The organism is Microcoleus sp. S36a_B3, from assembly GCF_036700745.1.
GTDB lineage: Bacteria > Cyanobacteriota > Cyanobacteriia > Cyanobacteriales > Microcoleaceae > Microcoleus.
Genome location: NZ_JAUBPN010000042.1, coordinates 14,634 through 31,164, shown reverse-complemented (window position 1 = coordinate 31,164; position 16,531 = coordinate 14,634). Strand labels below are relative to the sequence as shown.

The 16,531-nt window shown below is 46.5% G+C and carries 14 protein-coding genes; 5 read left to right on the top strand and 9 right to left on the bottom strand.

The annotated features are described in order from the left end of the window. Window positions 1–408: 408 nt before the first annotated feature. The 6 genes from QUA01_RS25590 to QUA01_RS25565 form a co-directional block, all read right to left on the bottom strand. Window positions 409–840, bottom strand: a complete 432-nt coding sequence (locus QUA01_RS25590) for a hypothetical protein (protein ID WP_228042303.1) — start codon at window positions 838–840, stop codon at window positions 409–411. Between the two features lie 98 nt (window positions 841–938). Continuing rightward, window positions 939–2,141, bottom strand: coding sequence for an anhydro-N-acetylmuramic acid kinase (locus tag QUA01_RS25585; protein ID WP_333093315.1), 1,203 nt, complete (start codon window positions 2,139–2,141; stop codon window positions 939–941). A gap of 197 nt (window positions 2,142–2,338) precedes the next feature. Then, window positions 2,339–3,070, bottom strand: coding sequence for a PP2C family protein-serine/threonine phosphatase (locus tag QUA01_RS25580; RefSeq protein WP_194069322.1), 732 nt, complete (start codon window positions 3,068–3,070; stop codon window positions 2,339–2,341). A gap of 1,156 nt (window positions 3,071–4,226) precedes the next feature. Then, window positions 4,227–5,996, bottom strand: a complete 1,770-nt coding sequence (locus tag QUA01_RS25575; RefSeq protein ID WP_194069323.1) for an ABC1 kinase family protein — start codon at window positions 5,994–5,996, stop codon at window positions 4,227–4,229. A 111-nt stretch (window positions 5,997–6,107) separates the two neighbouring features. Continuing rightward, the gene (locus QUA01_RS25570) at window positions 6,108–6,443 is read right to left on the bottom strand and encodes a DUF6825 family protein (RefSeq protein WP_333093314.1); all 336 of its coding nucleotides are present in this window, start codon (window positions 6,441–6,443) and stop codon (window positions 6,108–6,110) included. A gap of 644 nt (window positions 6,444–7,087) precedes the next feature. Continuing rightward, window positions 7,088–8,635, bottom strand: a complete 1,548-nt coding sequence (locus tag QUA01_RS25565; RefSeq protein WP_333093313.1) for a serine/threonine protein kinase — start codon at window positions 8,633–8,635, stop codon at window positions 7,088–7,090. Window positions 8,636–9,488: 853 nt separating this feature from the next. Here QUA01_RS25565 and QUA01_RS25560 point away from each other — a divergent pair. Then, a complete protein-coding gene (locus QUA01_RS25560) occupies window positions 9,489–10,970 on the top strand; it encodes a SulP family inorganic anion transporter (RefSeq protein WP_333093312.1) in 1,482 nt (493 codons plus the stop codon). Window positions 10,971–11,312: 342 nt separating this feature from the next. On the opposite strand, the gene QUA01_RS25555 is transcribed toward QUA01_RS25560, so the two are convergent. Continuing rightward, on the bottom strand, window positions 11,313–11,774 hold the full coding sequence (locus QUA01_RS25555) for a DUF2127 domain-containing protein (RefSeq protein ID WP_333093311.1): 462 nt from the start codon (window positions 11,772–11,774) through the stop codon (window positions 11,313–11,315). Window positions 11,775–12,602: 828 nt separating this feature from the next. On the opposite strand from QUA01_RS25555, the gene QUA01_RS25550 reads away from it, so the two are divergent. The 4 genes from QUA01_RS25550 to QUA01_RS25535 all read left to right on the top strand — a co-directional run bounded on the left by QUA01_RS25550 (window position 12,603) and on the right by QUA01_RS25535 (window position 13,570). After that, complete coding sequence (locus QUA01_RS25550; RefSeq protein WP_333093310.1) at window positions 12,603–12,746, top strand: hypothetical protein; 144 nt, start codon at window positions 12,603–12,605, stop codon at window positions 12,744–12,746. 62 nt (window positions 12,747–12,808) lie between these two features. Then, the gene (locus tag QUA01_RS25545; RefSeq protein WP_333093309.1) at window positions 12,809–13,024 is read left to right on the top strand and encodes a hypothetical protein; all 216 of its coding nucleotides are present in this window, start codon (window positions 12,809–12,811) and stop codon (window positions 13,022–13,024) included. Between the two features lie 71 nt (window positions 13,025–13,095). After that, a complete protein-coding gene (locus QUA01_RS25540; protein ID WP_333093308.1) occupies window positions 13,096–13,347 on the top strand; it encodes a hypothetical protein in 252 nt (83 codons plus the stop codon). 85 nt (window positions 13,348–13,432) lie between these two features. Next, a complete protein-coding gene (locus QUA01_RS25535) occupies window positions 13,433–13,570 on the top strand; it encodes a hypothetical protein (protein WP_333093307.1) in 138 nt (45 codons plus the stop codon). A gap of 84 nt (window positions 13,571–13,654) precedes the next feature. Here the strand turns inward: QUA01_RS25535 and QUA01_RS25530 are convergent, their stop codons facing one another. Beyond that, window positions 13,655–14,863 (bottom strand): hypothetical protein, encoded by a 1,209-nt coding sequence (locus QUA01_RS25530; RefSeq protein ID WP_333093306.1) that lies wholly within the window; start codon window positions 14,861–14,863, stop codon window positions 13,655–13,657. A 33-nt stretch (window positions 14,864–14,896) separates the two neighbouring features. Next, window positions 14,897–16,408, bottom strand: a complete 1,512-nt coding sequence (gene ilvA / locus QUA01_RS25525; protein ID WP_333093304.1) for a threonine ammonia-lyase, biosynthetic — start codon at window positions 16,406–16,408, stop codon at window positions 14,897–14,899. Window positions 16,409–16,531 lie beyond the last annotated feature (123 nt).

Genomic DNA, 16,531 nt, shown 5'->3' with positions numbered 1-16,531 from the left:
GAAGAACTTATATTAACCAAGCTTGAATATATCGATCGCTCCTGTGATTGGTTTGCGATCGATTATTCAGCAAACCCCAATTAAATATATTTGTCTGTAGTTGCAGCGGATGAGGTTTGAGAACAATGGTGCTAGTCGGACATTTGAGCGCGACTTCCGACTAGCAAGACTTTGAATTTTCAAATCAAACACTAGAACTCGTAAATGCTGACTCTTTGATATACTAACCGCCTTTGCTTGTGCGGTGATGTTTGAAACGACCTTGGGTGATGCTACCGAACCGCAGTTTGACTCTCCCTCGATCTCCACAGGCGACTCGTGGCAATGCCGTATCCCGAATTTTTAGACAGTCTAGCAAAAAGCCGTCCTCAAAGGACGGGGTTTTAGCCCCAATTTTTCGATCGAGAGTTATTCCGGCTGACGTTCCAGAGTCGCCTCCATCGTACTGGTCAAATAATGACCAGACATGAGGCCGCTAGATTGATAGTAGCGATTGTCATCAACGCGGTGAAGGGTATCAAAGCCCGTCCGCCGCTGGCGTTCGTCTCCCAGTACCCAGTAACGCTGGACGATCGACTGGGGAGCAATCCAACCTTCGCCCTCGACGCGGCCGAGTTCGCTGTGTTGGAGTACAAAAGTGTACTGCCGTTCATCGCTGTTGAGGTGTCCTCGGTAATTCAAAATAATCTCTTCACGATCGCCTCCAGGAAAAATGAGCTTCGTCACCATATTGAACCAATCTGTTCGGTTCCAGCTCACTAAAGTTTTGCCTTTAACCGTAATTGGCACGCCATTGCGCTCAATCCAACTTCCTTCGAGCGTCCATTGGCCAGATTCCATTAAAAACGTGTGAGCCACAGTGCTGTTCCTATGCTTTTCCTGCTGGCTACAATACGGGTGCAACAACGCACAGCCGTTGTCGCTCAGACTATATGCTATCACGCCCAACCGTGCCAACAAGAGTTAATTTCCCCTAAAAGTACCGGTGCCCGGGCACCAGTCACTTGAGGCAGATTGCCGGGAATGCCCCGAACCCGCCATGCGGCTAAAACCGCGAAAGCGATCGCCTCTTTAAAATCTACACTCAAGCCTGCCTCAGAAGTAGTCAACACTTGGACTGGATGCAATTGAGATTGCAATCGGCGTTTTAAGTAGAGATTGTGGCTACCGCCCCCGCACAGTAAAACTCGATCGGGCATTGCCGGCAAAAAAGTTTGGTAACTGCGAGCGATCGAAGCCACAGTAAGTTCTGTCAAAGTAGCTAGCACATCAGCAGGACTGAGATTGTAAGCGGATGCCTCTAGCAAACAACAGTTAAAATAGTCTACACCAAATAACTCTCGCCCTGTAGATTTAGGCGGTGCTTGGGTGAAAAAATCTTGCTGCAGCCAATCCTCGACTAAAGCTTGACAGGGAGTGCCGGTTGCCGCCCACTCTCCACCTGAGTCGATCGTCAAAGAGCCCCCAGAAAAGTGTACCGCTGCCAAGTCTAACAGCGAATTTGCAGGCCCTGTATCCCAACCCAAGATACCATCTCCCAGATCGGAAACTTCCGACTCGTGGTTGTTTTCCCTCTTTTCCCTGGCTGGGAGATAGGCAACATTGCCAATTCCCCCCAAATTTTGGATGCAGAGACTGCGGTTGGGTTCTGCCAGCAGGCACGCATCAACAATGGGGACTAAGGGTGCTCCTTGACCCCCTGCTGCAATGTCTGCCGATCGAAAATTGCTCACAGTAGTAATGCCTGTCAATTCGGCAATTAGCGCGCCCCGCCCGAGTTGCAAGCTGTAGCCCATGAACCCATCTGCAAGATTGTTCTCTCCCGTCTCTGGCGGTCGGTGGTAGACGGTTTGACCGTGAGAGCCAATTAATTCTGCACTATCATGTCCCGCTTGAATTGTCAAGGCTGCGCTGGCAAATTGTCGAGCAATGGCATCATCTAATTGGGCGAGTTCAGCCATTGACAAAGCCGATCCACTGCAAACCGAGAGAATTTGCGATCGCAAATTAGCAGGATAAGGGAAAGTTTGACCTGCCACCAACTTTACTTTTAAGTCTGTTTGGGAACCGACCACATCCACCAAAGCAGCATCAATACCATCAACTGACGTGCCGCTGATCAAACCTATAACGCGAACCATTCGATTTTAGATTTTAGATTTTAGATTTTTACATAGTCTGGGACGCACTCCCGACAAAGAAACGGGGTTTTTTACGCGGATTGCGGATTATGGTTAAGGATTTTCGTCCATCAAAACGAGTTTCTGTCCCCCGGTGCGTGCAGGAGGTTGAGATTTTTATATAGTGGCGTGCGCGAGGGCGCGAGGGTGCGAGGATATTATTTGAGGTCGATCGTCACGATCACCACAGTAATATTATCGCGTCCCCCTTTATCCTTAGCTGCTTCAATCAAAGCAGTTGCAGCAACCTCGCCGGCGCGAATCGACTTCAGAGGCGAAGCAATCAAAGGATCGGAAAGCTCTTCAGTCAAGCCGTCACTGCAAAGCAGCAAACGATCCCCTGGCTTTACATCCACCGGCAGAATATCTATCTCCTGCAAATCATCGCGGCCCAAACACTGGGACAAAACGTGACGCCAAGGATGGTGTCGAGCCTGATCCGGAGTCAAGGCCTTTCTTTTGACAGCCTGAGCCACCCAAGTCTGGTCTTCAGTAATCTGCTCCAAGCGAGGCCCGTGCAGCCGGTACAAGCGAGAGTCCCCGATATTAGCGCACCAAGGCCTGCCCTCATCCCTAAAGATCAAAACCACAGCCGTAGTCCCCATATCACCACGTTCGGGATGTTCTAGCTGATCCGTCAAAATTGCTTGATTGGCGATTAAAAAAGCCTTTTCCAACAAATGCACAGAATCCTCGGGCCCTTCCCAATGTTCGAGCAAATAAGATTGAATGGCCCCAGTCGCTATCCGGCTGGCTTCTTGGCCTCCGGCGTGTCCTCCCATTCCGTCTGCCACTATGAAAAATCGCCCGTCAGGATCTATGTAGTACGAATCCTGATTTACGGAACGAACTAGCCCTGTGTCTGTCTTACCTGCGAAAGAGCGTTTCATAGATTAGTCAATGGACTCATCGAAATTAAAAGCTTGATGTGAACTACCAGACGCTGATGCTACGCATACAGCACTGGCTTCCTGATTCATTGGGATGTGAAGAAAGCTCCGTTGTTGAAGCAAGTAGTCTTATCTTCCCTCCACAGGCAGGAGTCCTAGTTCGTAAGACCCATACTTTTTCTGGCTACACGCTCCGTTTAGCTCGGTTTTAGCCTCGCGAGATAGTGGTCAAGATAGTGCAATTGTATCACTGATTCGCGATCGCTCAACTTGTTTCTGGTTCGTTTTCATCCCGTCACCCTGAGTACAGGTATGGTGCGGGACTTCCCACTCACATTCAGTTAACTGGTGCAATTTTTTATAAGAAAGCTTAAATGCCGAACGAAACTTAAAATTTCTGTTGCCCGCGATCGCCCGTTTTGAAAAAAATGCACTTCCTTGACCTCATAAAAAAGCTCGGTAAGTGGGAAACGAGCGTGGCCCCGGCCTCGGAGAGGGAAACAACGCGGGTGGTTTTAACCACCGTAAATCTTTCCATTACACGGGGATTGTTTGACTCTTGTGTACTTTTGTAATGTACTTTCACGCTTGACAATTACCATTTCAAGCTTCACAATCCGCGATCGCATAATGTTTGCTCGATTAGAGCCTACGAAAGCGGGGTGATGTTAGCTTGTCGGTCAATGTTATAAGGGCTTGTTCGGCTTGCAACACTGTAAAGCGTGACTTTAGAACTGTTTAATCACAAGCGACAGAGCTCTTAACTAGCGAGAGCATTCGCCCGGTGTCATGACCTAAATAACGTAGTCAGTGAAGACGATAGCTGGTCAGAATAGCTTGTGAGTGATTTCTCGCGACCAAGCGAGCGTGTCTTTAGACCTTAGTTCCTGACATTGTAGATCGTCTGGTGCAAATCGCCTCTTAAATTTTCCGGTAAATCAAGCGGCCTGACGCAGCGCCTGCCAAAAACAACTGGATTTGGGCAAAAAATCAGAGGATGGGCTGGCTAAAAATCGAGAAAGCAACGGTATTTTTAGGCTCAAAGCAGCTAAGTGCTGTAAATTTTAGAAATATGTCAGCCAAAACTTAACATTCGAGACTAAGTTTTGGCTGGCGAGAAATCTCAAACCAGAAATTTCCGGTTTCAAATTGCGCGCTATTGTGACATTCTATCGGCGCGATCGATCCGCTTGAACAAACGCAGCAGAGCCAACCCCGTACCAGCAGCAAGCACAGCCACAGCGACAGCAGCCCAAACTTGATTGCTGACAAACAAAATTGTCGCCGACAAAGTAAAAGCACTCATCATCAAAGTATAATTCGTGCTCATTTGAACGCTGGTCATGCGGCGGAGCAATCGCTCTGTTTCGGCAGAACGGACGCGAATCCGTAAATCTCCCTGTTCTAGTTTATCAATAGTCTCCTCAATCCGGCGGGGCAAGCCCAAGGCAGTCGAGCTCACCTGAGCCGCCTGACGGCCGATTTCGTTAAAAATGCTGCTACTTGCATCAGAACCATTTCCATTAGTCATAAGCTGCATGGCAAAAGGTTGTGCCACCTCCATAAAGTTGAACTCTGGATCTAAACCCCTGCCTACCCCTTCGATGGTAGAAAAAGCTCGCATTACAAAAGTAAAGGTAGCTGGGAACCGAAAAGGTTGGTTGTAGGCAATATCGTAAAGGTCGTCAGTAATCGCGCTCACGGACTGATTTTCAAAAGGCTTGTCCATGAAGTTATCCAGCATATACTGAATGCTGCGGCGCACCGGACTCATATCACCCGTAGGAACCAAAGCGCCCAAATTGATCAGAGAATCCATAATCCGCTGTCCATCCTTGGAAGCAATGCCGTAGAGAGTCTCCATGAGTCCTTCGCGGACATTCGACTGAATTTGCCCCATCATCCCAAAATCGTAGAAAATCAGAACTCCGTCAGCACTAACAGCGATATTGCCGGGGTGTGGGTCAGCGTGGAAAAAGCCATCATTGAGCAACTGCCGCAAATAAGCTTTCGCGCCCAACTGAGCGATTAATTTGCGATCGATACCTGCAGCTTCTAGAGCTTCGTAGTGGCTGATTTTAATCCCCGGCAGGTATTCCAAAGTCAGCACTCGGGGGGCGGCGTACCGCCAATAAACCCGTGGCACCAGCACCCAGTCACAGGTGCTAAAATTGCGGCGAAAAGTATCAGCATTGCGGCCTTCATGGAGATAGTCAATTTCCAGCCAGAGAATGCGACAGCACTCCTCATAAATCCCTATCCAATCTCGGCCTTGGCCCCACTTAGGATGATTTTGAAAGTAACGAGCAATTCCCTTAAGAATTTGCAAATCTATTTCAAAGAGCTTTCGCAGTCCTGGCCGCTGCACCTTGACTACAACTTCCTGGCCCGAGTGAAGTTGAGCTTTGTGTACCTGACCCAAACTGGCCGCGGCCAGGGGCACGGGGTCAAAGCTGCGGTAGAGTTCTTGAACTGTTTTGCCCAAATCTTGCTCGACAATTGCCTCTAACTTTTCGTAGCTAAAAGCAGGCACTTTATCTTGCAGTTTAGAGAGCTCTTCGACAAACTCTGCGGGGAACAAGTCGGCGCGGGTGGAAAATAATTGGCCTACTTTAATGAAAGTGGGGCCCAAATCCAATAGTGTTTCTCGAACCCAGATTGCTTGAAAGCGCCGTCTGGCAACTTTTTTTTCTTCTGTGACGCCTCCCCAGTAGCTCCAGTTTTTGCTGTCGAACCACAGCGAAGCCAGCCAGAGCAGGACAAAGGCCCAAATGTCGAAGAAGCGTCGCTGCCGGGAGTATTTTTCGCGATTCCAGCGATAAGCTTTACTTTTGTAGGATTTAGCAGCAGTTTTTGGCTCATCGGCCTCGCCAGTGCGCTTGGGGGGGCGCTGGCGATCAACAGAGTCATTAAGGAGAGCAGACACTTGGGTTCCCAAATTGCTTATTTTATGTTGTTGCTTTGATGGCAGGTTGGAGCGCAGGAGCGCGTTGTCTTGCGCTCGCGCGGTTGTAAATAGTAGTTCGATCGCCCTTTTTTAAGGCAAACTGCTGCGGTAGCGCTGCAATTGCGATCGCACCAAAGCAACTTCGGCGCGCAGCTCGTCAATAGTCACTTGCAGCTCAGCAGGATGGATGTCTTGAATGGTAGTGCTGGTGGTTGCATTACCGGTTCTGGTTTGCATCGCTTCCTCGGCCGATCGATTAGCGCGTTCCACAACTCGATCTGTAAATTGGCGCAGACGTTCTCTTTGTTCCGCGTCAAATTTACCTAGTTGAGAAAAAGCGTTCGTTGCCACGCTTTCTAATTGCTCGTATAGTGCTTCAGCAACTGCTCTGCCTACAAAAAAAGCATGAACTGGGGGTTTACTCATAAAAAAATCTCTGTACGCTTCCGCAACAAATTATAACTTGCTTATCCTCGATGGTGCTTCCAAACAAAGGAAGATTGTGGAAATTGATGCAGGACAATATCTCTGCCTGGAAACAAACAAATTTTTTCGAGCGGGCGATCGACTGACACTCCAGTCATCCGGGATGCGACCTCTACCATCGATTTGATTTTCAGAACCGTTGTTGCTAACTACTTTTTCAACCGAGTAGATGTGGCAGCCGCAACAGGAAACATCACATAACTTGTGCGCCCGTGCCTATATCTTAACATAATTCCTAAAAAATATCAAAGGTTTATACATTTTTTTTCTAGAGGCATTTCGATCGCAGGTGGCATAGGAAATATGCAGTCGAGTCAAGTCGAGGTTGTGGGGATTAGCAAATTCCGAAAGCAGGTTTTGCGGTTTGGTGCTTTGCCTCCAAAGGCGTTATTTTCAAGAAACAATCCATCGATATTTACTGATTCATCAAAGCAAGTAGTCGCCCGCAACTTTAACCAACAAAAATAATACACCTGTGGCACTCACAAACAATCTAAAATTATCTGCGTTTATCCGCATTGCATCTGCCTTGAATCTGCGGTTTATGTATTAAAAGCGAGGACTTATGCAGCTCAAGTCTCAGACTAATTTGTCGTAGGTTCTGGTAAAGGCAAAGGGGTTTCTGTCACAGGGGGAGGCGAGTAAGGAGCGATCGAACTATCGGAATTCGTATCATTTTGGCTGGGTATTGGCGGTGTTGGCGACGCTACTGATGGCGGCGACACAATTTCAGGACTCGGCACCGCAGGCGGGGTGGGTGCGGGAGGTGAGTAGCTGGGAGGTTCCGGCGGTAGGGGCGCAACTTCCGGTATCGGTGCGGCCGCTGGTTGCGGTGTTGGCTCGATTTGGGTTTGAGCCTCGGGAATTGGGGGTTCCGAAGGCGGCGCTTCGGGTTCGGGCGTGGGGGATATTGAAGGCTCTGGTTCGGGTTCTGGGGCGGGAGTTTCGGGGCTTGGCAACTCTGAAGGTGGGGTGCTAACTGCTTCGGGTTCGATCGGTTCGGGAAGGTTGCTGCTGTCTGAGGTGGGTTTGGGGCGCTTGTTAAGTTCGATGGGGTAGAGAGGGCTGCTTTCGACAGATGGCTGTGCGAACATCGGCCCTGATGAATTGCGGGATTTGAGCAAATCTTCGAGAGATGGGAAGGATTGAGCTGTGGATCGGGCGCTGCTGAGACTGGTGCTGTTGTAGCGCCATGCTAGGTCAAAACCCATCCAGCCTGCAATGACAGCCGTTATGACAAACGCCAGTAAAGTCAATGAAGGCGGGGGAGGTGCGGGCAATTTCAGGCTTTGCTTGTCTTTTTTTTCTGCTGGTACTCTTTCTGTGTCTTGCAGCATGGTAAGCCAATTTTCCACTGTCTGGGGGCGCTTTTGGGGGTCGGTTTCGAGTCCCTGAAGGATTGCTCGCTCGATGGCGGGGCTGAGGTTGGGCACAAATTGCCGCAAAGAAGCTAGGGGAATTCGATCGCGCAGGGGGGCTGCTACGGGCGGCACGCCGGAGAGCAAGTAGTAAAAGGTGGCGGCGATCGCGTAAATGTCTGTGGCCGGTGTACATTTACCGTCATAGAGGTATTGTTCGATCGGCGCGTACCCAGGGGATAGCAAGTTAATCTGAGCGTATTTAGTGCCGGCGATAAAATCGCGAGCAATACCGAAATCTATCAACATTACGACGTGAGAATCGGCTCGCCGGATCAAATTTTCGGGTTTGATGTCTCGGTGCAGCAATCCGCTGTGGTGAACTGTACTTACGGCTGAGGCTATTTGACGAATATAATGCAGCGCCTGGTCTTCTGGCAGCGGTTGACCGGCTTCGACGATGTGGGCGAGAGTTTGGCCGGGAATGTAGTCCATTGCGATAAAAGACTGTCCGGCTTCTTCAAAAAAGTCGATTGCTCTGACGATGTTGGAATGCTGACATCTGGACAGGCGTCGGGCTTCGGCAATAAACTGCTGTTGAAATTGGGCTGATGCTGGGTGTTGGCGCAGACTTTCGTTGAGGGTTTTGAGTACAACGGTTTGGTTTAAATGGGTATGGATAGCTCGGTAAGTGATGCCGAACCCTCCTATGCCTAAAGTCGCGTTGACTCTGTATTTGCCTTGTTGCAGGACTGTTGCTGGCGCTAAGTTCATCTTTTGTTGATGCCGTTTCCCAAACTATGCTACCGCTTTTGGGGGATTTCGCAGAGTTTAGGTCGCAGGGGGGCGATCGATCTGCGCCGTTGTTGTAGCTTGAACTCTGCAACCTCTTGAAATCTTTGCATCCCCACGTCATTCTATAGCGGTTCTCACAAAAGTGAGGTATGCCCTATGCCCGGTTTGGCCTATGCCCGGTTTGGCCTATCCCCACGAGAGTACCTTATATGAGAGCACAGAAAGGCTATATCTGTAGTAGGTATTGCGAAACTTAAGGCCCCAGCTTGCCAATAAAAATCCCGCTCTTGTGGAACGGGAAAGCCATCAGGGTGCATCTATTATTTATTAATATAGTTGATGAGGGGTCTCACCCCCTTTTATTTTAACAAATCTTTATAATCAGGAAATTTCTGTAAAGATTTAGGTTGTTATTTTAATTGTGATCAATATTATGGTAATAAAAATTGCTGAATCTCGATTTTAAACTTAAAAAAATAAAAAAGGATCAACTCACTAAAGTTGGAAACAAAGACATTAGAGATGATATGATGTGACCCATGATTCCAGCCTAATCGGGGAAACACCTAAATTCATCTTGGTTAATGGAATAAAGCAGGGATTGTGAGAGCGATGGTTTGTCAGAAACTCGTTAAGTTAGCAGTTAGTCCACCTTAAGAGCGGTGTAGGTTGATGGTGTCTGTGGTGAACCCACGCAGTAGAGGCGTGTGGCATCTGATAGGCATTTTTCAGAAAGTAATTCAACACAATCCAATATTTGCTAGTAGGTAACGTTCACAGGCCGTGAGCGTGGATATATTTTTTCGGTCGATCGCTAATCAAGGAGAAACTTTTGAATATTCAAGTCCTAAAACGGGAATGGTTCTCAAATGTGAGAGCTGATATTTTGGCAGGAACAGTGGTCGCTTTGGCACTAATTCCAGAGGCGATCGCCTTTTCAATTATTGCTGGTGTCGATCCCAAAATAGGACTGTATGCCTCATTTATCATTGCCATGACGACGGCAATCTTCGGTGGACGACCGGGCTTAATTTCAGCAGCCACAGGTGCAATGGCATTGTTAATGATCCAGTTGGTGAAGGATCACGGCTTGGAGTATTTGTTCGCAGCTACTCTTTTGACTGGAGTGTTGCAAATTCTGTTTGGGGTACTGAAATTGGGGCGACAGATGAAGTACGTGCCCCGTGCAGTAATGGTTGGATTTGTCAATGCCCTAGCGATTTTGATTTTCATGGCGCAGTTGCCGCAATTAACTAACGTACCTGTGACGGTATATGTGATTACAGCGCTCTCCCTGGCAATTATCTATATCTTGCCTCGCTTTACGAAAGCGGTGCCTTCGTCATTGGTGGCAATTGTGGTGATGACTGTTGCTGCGATCGCCCTTAAACTCAAGGTTCCCACTGTGGGCGATATGGGGGAATTGCCCAGTGCTTTGCCCTTTTTTGCTCTACCAAAAGTGCCATTAAATCTGGAAACCTTGGAGATTATCTTTCCCTACGCCTTGACACTGGCGATCGTCGGTTTGTTGGAATCACTGCTGACGGCTTCACTGCTGGATGAACTCACTGACACACCAAGCGATAAAAACCAGGAAGCTAAGGGTCAAGGCATTGCCAATATCATCACTGGGTTCTTTGGCGGGATGGCAGGGTGCGCCATGATTGGGCAATCGGTGATTAATATTCAGTCTGGCGGACGGGGAAGACTCTCAACCTTTGTTGCGGGTGTTTTTCTGCTATTTTTCATTCTTGTCTTGGGAACTTGGGTCAAGCAAATGCCGATGGCCGTCTTGGTTGCTGTGATGATTATGGTGTCGATCGGGACATTTAGCTGGGCATCAATTAAGAATATTTCCCGCACGCCTCGGAGTGAAACCGCCGTGATGATTACGACTGTTTTGATCACGGTGTTAACTCATAACTTAGCCCTTGGCGTGATCGCGGGAATTGTGATGAGTACGGTGTTCTTTTCTCGCAAGATTGCTAAGTTGGTGTTTGTGGATAAAACGCTCAGTGCTGATGGCAGCCATCGCACCTATAACGTCGCTGGGCAAATTTTCTTTGTGTCGGTACATGATTTTTTAGAGGCGTTTGATTTCCAAGAAGTGGTCGATCGCGTCACGCTCGATCTTAGGCACGCTCACCTATGGGATCAAGGGGCAGTTGTGGCGATCGATCGAGTAGTGATTAAATTCCGCCGTAATGGTGCAGAGGTTGATCTGATTGGGTTGAATGAAGCAAGTGCCACATTGATCGATCGATTGGCAATACACAACAGCCCCGATGGGGTGAAAGAAATGTCAGGACATTAAAATCAATCGCTTAAATAGGTCGGCGCTGTCAAATGCAACTATGTAAACAAACGATCGTCAAGTATCAAAATACCAAGAAAGCATGACTAGGAGACGCTGTTTACATACAATTACATAGTTCAGTTTAATCCCGCCGACCTACTTATGTCACAGAGCCAGACATCAGCCTACTATTGCAGATGCTGGAATCGATCGCATCCAGTGAGTGTCTTCTCAATCGAGTCCACTTTAATAGACTTGAGTTGCATAAATATTCGATCGAACTGTTAACCGCAGATTTTAAGTGGATCAACACTTATGGACGCAGATCATTCAATCATTAAAAGTGAGTGCAACTCAAGTTTAATCTTTTTTGCCATGCTGCGGCAAATGGTGCAGCAGATACCACAGCACGGCTAAATTTCCAAGAAATACCGATAACTTAAGTACGGTGAAGCCCTGAGATAACTCATATATTTCTGGCGGAATACTGATTCCTACCAGCACTAATACTAAGATTGTTCCCCAATCTTTTTCGTACCACAATCCCACCACTTCAAACACCGTTAAAATTGCATAAACTCCGGCAGCCAGTCCACTAAAAAGTAAAGTTTTAGATTTGACAAGAAGAATTTTATCTAGAAAAATTTCAACTATCTTCAAATTGGTTTCTAAAAAATAAGATTCCGAGAAATCCTCCAAAAATTGATGGTTCTTTAGGGCAAAAAGCAAAGCTATTGAAGTTAATATCAAGAAAGCGGCGACCAAAGTTTTGTAAACGATAATTGCCATTAAAGCAGGAGGACGCTGTTTTTTTACGTACATTTTTGAAATATCAATAATTTGTGTTCTGCTTGTGCAGGAAGAAGTTCATCCACAAACATTCTACGATATTTAACTGATTTAACCTATCAAAATTCCGCAGGGTGCGCCATAAATCAGTTAGTCAATTACACTTATAAACCCTAGCGAGGGCAAAAAATCTGCTTTTTCATCAACTATCTCTCGCAGGAGCAATAATTATCCCAGCCACCGTTTTTTTCCGTAAGTTCTAAATTAGGCTTGAGTTGGATAAATATTTGATTGATGGGTTAGCTGCATATTTTAAGCAGATTAACACTGACGAACGCAGATAATATCATTTCCGGTCTACTATCGTAACAAAAAAGGTTCGTAGTGTGGACTTTAGTCCGCACTACGAACTCATCCAAGGGGAACGCATCTTATCGGCAATTCTATAATTTTCTTTAATCATTCGTGTTGGGTTCGCCCGTAACTTTTGATATCCACCCATGTATTAGCACGGCAAATCACTGCACAAATTGAGTTCTTGATAATATAGCCTTTCAAGCTCTCATATGAGTTACTATCCGGGATAGGGCATAGGGGATAGGGCATACCTCACTTTTGTGAGAACCGCTATATTAATTGATGATGTTTCGTCCGCTAAATTCTTGGATATTATAAATCATAAAATGGTCGGCAATGGAGATTTTAGGTTTGAGTTTCATACAGGGCGAACTCTGATTAAATGTTTTGTAGGTGTTCAATAATTATTCTCCAATATACCAGATTTTGTTAATATTAAATTTAGATGAGTTCGCCCTGATGTCGGGAAGGCGACCGTTAAAGGTTGGATAAAACCAGAATAGATTGTGGTCTGCGAAGATCGATCGCCCTTACCGGAAAAAAGTGCGATCGCCCGCAACTACCAAATCGTTTCAAGGTCAGGAATATCATACCGCCGCGCGATCGCATTTTAGGAGCGATCGCGCGATCTTTGTCAAACTCCCCTAGAAGTTGCAATTACTACGTTGACCTGCTAGCGTTAACATAGACGCATCGTAGGAAAACAACCGATGACACTAACAGAATTACTCCCTACCATCAGACAACTGTCTGCGATCGACAAACGAGAGTTAATCCGCATTCTAATGGCGGAAGAAGATATCAGTGAGGATACTTTTCCTTTGGAACCTTACAAAATTTACTACCTGCCAACCCCATACGATAATTTTGGTGCGGGTGCAGCTTTAATGCAGGCAATGAACCGGGCTAACCACAAGGAAAACTGAGTATTATTCGATTCCAATACTCTACCAATGACCCCTCTCAAGATGAGTTTGATAGCCTACCCCGCATTCCCTTGATTCTGCACCACAATAACCAGGGAGTCGAAGTTGTTGGGTTAGTAGATAGCGGTGCAACCGTGAATGTATTGCCTTACCAAATAGGAACTCAGCTTGGCTTAGTTTGGGATGACAGTAAAGCCATTATTCGACTTGCTGGTAACATTGGTAATCAACCAGCGATGCCAGTATTTTTCATGGCTGAAATAGGGGAGTTTGCTCCGGTAAGATTAGTATTTGCTTGGGCAAAAGTGACAGCGTATCATTGATTCTGGGACAGACAAATTTTTTCTTAGAATTTGACGTTCACTTTTATCGTTCTCGGCTTGAGTTCGATATTGAGCTGAAGCGTTAATGTCCACTATAATTTATTTGCGATGTGGTGTGCAGCTACAGATCGATCGCCCTTACCATAAAAAAGTGCGATCGCCCGCAACTACCAAATCGTTTCAACGTCAGGAAGATTGTACCGCCGCGCGATCGCCTGGATGATGCAACTATCGGTCAAACAACCGGACTCAGTATTGAGGATGTGCGGAATTTGCGATCGCGACTATATTTATTGACCAACAATAATCACAACTGCAAAGCCCCAGACACCTTGGCATTTTTAACACTTGAAATCCGAATCAAAGAGCCTGATTTTACAGCAATCTTAGGTTTCCATTCATAAACCCCATCGCTAGTCGCGCGGTTGGCTATACTTTGAACAAACTTATTCTCTCGATACAGCTCAATCTTGACCTCTTCCTGAATATTGTCTCTCCACAAAATCAAATAAGGTTTATTTGCTTCCACCTCCACTTTTCCTGCTGGTTTAGCAACCAATATTTTTGGTGAAGCTGTCTTAGATTTTCTATTCCTAAATCCTAAATAGTGCGGCAGTTCGCGAGTGGCAATATCATTGGATTTAGGCAACATAATCTCGCCGATTTTAGGATTAAATAGATAAGTTGAGAGTCCGCCGTCGATCGTCACTATATCTCCTTTCACTCCGAATTCTCGCATTAACTTAGCTGCTGCGTCTAATGTCGCTTCATTAACTGTGATAATTGCCAGCAATTCATTACCCTTGCGACCATCTTTGTCCAGCGTACCGATGACGTGATACCTATTTGCAGGATTTTTAGATAATAGTTTAGCTGGATGGTGCTTGTATTCGTAAGTAACCACTGCATTTTGTACTTCTTTTTGATTCAATGGCGTTCCGGTTTGCGGTTCGTAATTTGTGATATATGCTTCTCGATCATTCCATACCAAAGCTTTCAATCGAACATTTTTATATAGTCCATCTTTGGGTTTCTTGACTGGGCCGTAGATGCTGTTACCGCCAGTAATAACTTGACCGTTGAATTTGACCGGAAAAGATAGCTGCGTGCTGCGTTTGTACTGTTCAAAAAAAGAACAGTTAATCACGGAAAAAACACCATTTCCATAAATGTTTTTGTATTCTCCTGTAACTTCAGAGAATAACTTGCTCTTAAAGAAAGGACTGTAATATTTGTTTTCTCCCTGATAATACAATCCTTTATTGAAAGCCATCCGATCGACCTCTCCAATTAGCTGGTCTATTTGCATTTTTTGCACGTTAATAACTTGCAAATAAGCCTGATTTCCGTTGGGTAGTTCTTTTTTGTACAACTCTGCACCATCTCTGGTATCCACAGGTTGAAAATAACTGACTGGGCTGGAAATTTGTTCGATCGCAAAATGTGTAACTGCTGCCACAATAGCAACAGCAAAAATCATCAAAAAAAACGGCAGTATTTTTTTCAACACGTTCATAAATATTAATTTGTTTCCACACCACAAACCAAACTATCCCAAAAACAGCTTGTACGCCGGATTCTGACTCTCATCCCCATACTGATAGCCCAGCGTATCCAAAAAATCCTGCCATTCCTGCATCTCATCTGGCGGTACCTGTATCCCCACCACAATTCGCCCGTAATCAGCCCCATTATTCCGATAGTGAAAAACGCTGATATTCCAATTAGGACTCATCGAACCCACAAATTGCATCAACGCACCGGGACGTTCGGGAAATTCAAAGCGGTAAAACAGTTCATGTTTTGCCAGGAAAGAACGGCCGCCCACCATGTGCCGCAAGTGCAATTTTGTTAATTCATCATCAGTTAAATCCAAAGTTTTGAAACCGCAATCTTCAAAAGTTGCAGCTATTTTAATCGCATCAGCACGGTCTATAATTTGCAACCCAATAAAAATGTGGGCTGCTTTTTCATCCGCAATTCGATAACTAAATTCAGTCAAATTGCGCTTTCCCAAACATTCGCAAAACCTGCGGAGACTTCCCGGCTGTTCGGGAATTGTCACTGCAAAAATCGCTTCCCGCTGTTCGCCAAATTCTGCCCTTTCTGCTACAAAACGCAGGCGATCGAAATTCATGTTCGCGCCGCAAGCAACAGCAATTAATGTTTCTCCTGCAATTTGTTCCCGTTCCACGTAAGCTTTCGCACCTGCGATCGCCAATGCGCCTGCAGGTTCTAAGATCGATCGCGTATCTTCAAAAACATCCTTAATCGCCGCGCAAATATCATCCGTACCCACCAAAATAATCTCATCCACATACTGCTGACAAAGCCGAAAAGTTTCCTCCCCAACTTCCCGCACAGCAACACCGTCAGCAAATAAACCCACCTGCGACAAACGCACCCGTTTACCAGCTTTTAGCGATTGATTCATCGCGTCGGAATCCACAGGTTCAACCCCAATAATCTTAATTTCCGGCCGCAACCGCTTGATATATGCCCCAATTCCCGAAATCAATCCACCGCCGCCAATCGCCACAAAAATTGCGTGAATGGGTTTTTGATGTTGCCGCAGAATTTCCATGCCGATCGTACCCTGTCCCGCAATTACGTGCGGATCGTCAAAAGGGTGAATAAAAGTTAAGTTTTTTTCCGCCTCTAATTGGCGCGCAAAAGCGTAAGCATCATCGTAGGTATCCCCCTGCAGAACCACCTCTCCACCCCGCGCTATCACCGCATTTATCTTCACCTGCGGCGTTGTTACAGGCATCACGATAATCGCGCGAGTTCCCAAGTGGCGGGCGGCGAGAGCGACTCCTTGGGCGTGGTTGCCGGCGGAAGCTGCAATGACACCTTGTGCTAGCAAATCCGGCGACAGTTGCGCCATTTTGTTGTACGCACCCCGCAGCTTAAAGGAAAACACAGACTGCATATCCTCTCGTTTCAGCAGCAGTTTATTGTTGAGCCGCTCTGATAAATTGGGGGCTATTTCTAGGGGTGTTTCTTGAGCAACATCGTAGACGCGGGCGGTGAGGATTTGGACTAGGTAATCGCAAAGCATGGGGTTAACAAGTTGGTTGATGCCGGATGGTGGGATAATTGTAGTGTATTTGTGTTAGTATTTTGCGGGGAATTGGCGATCCTTTTCGTTGGCGTAGCCCCCGTAGGGGCGGGCTTCGCTAAC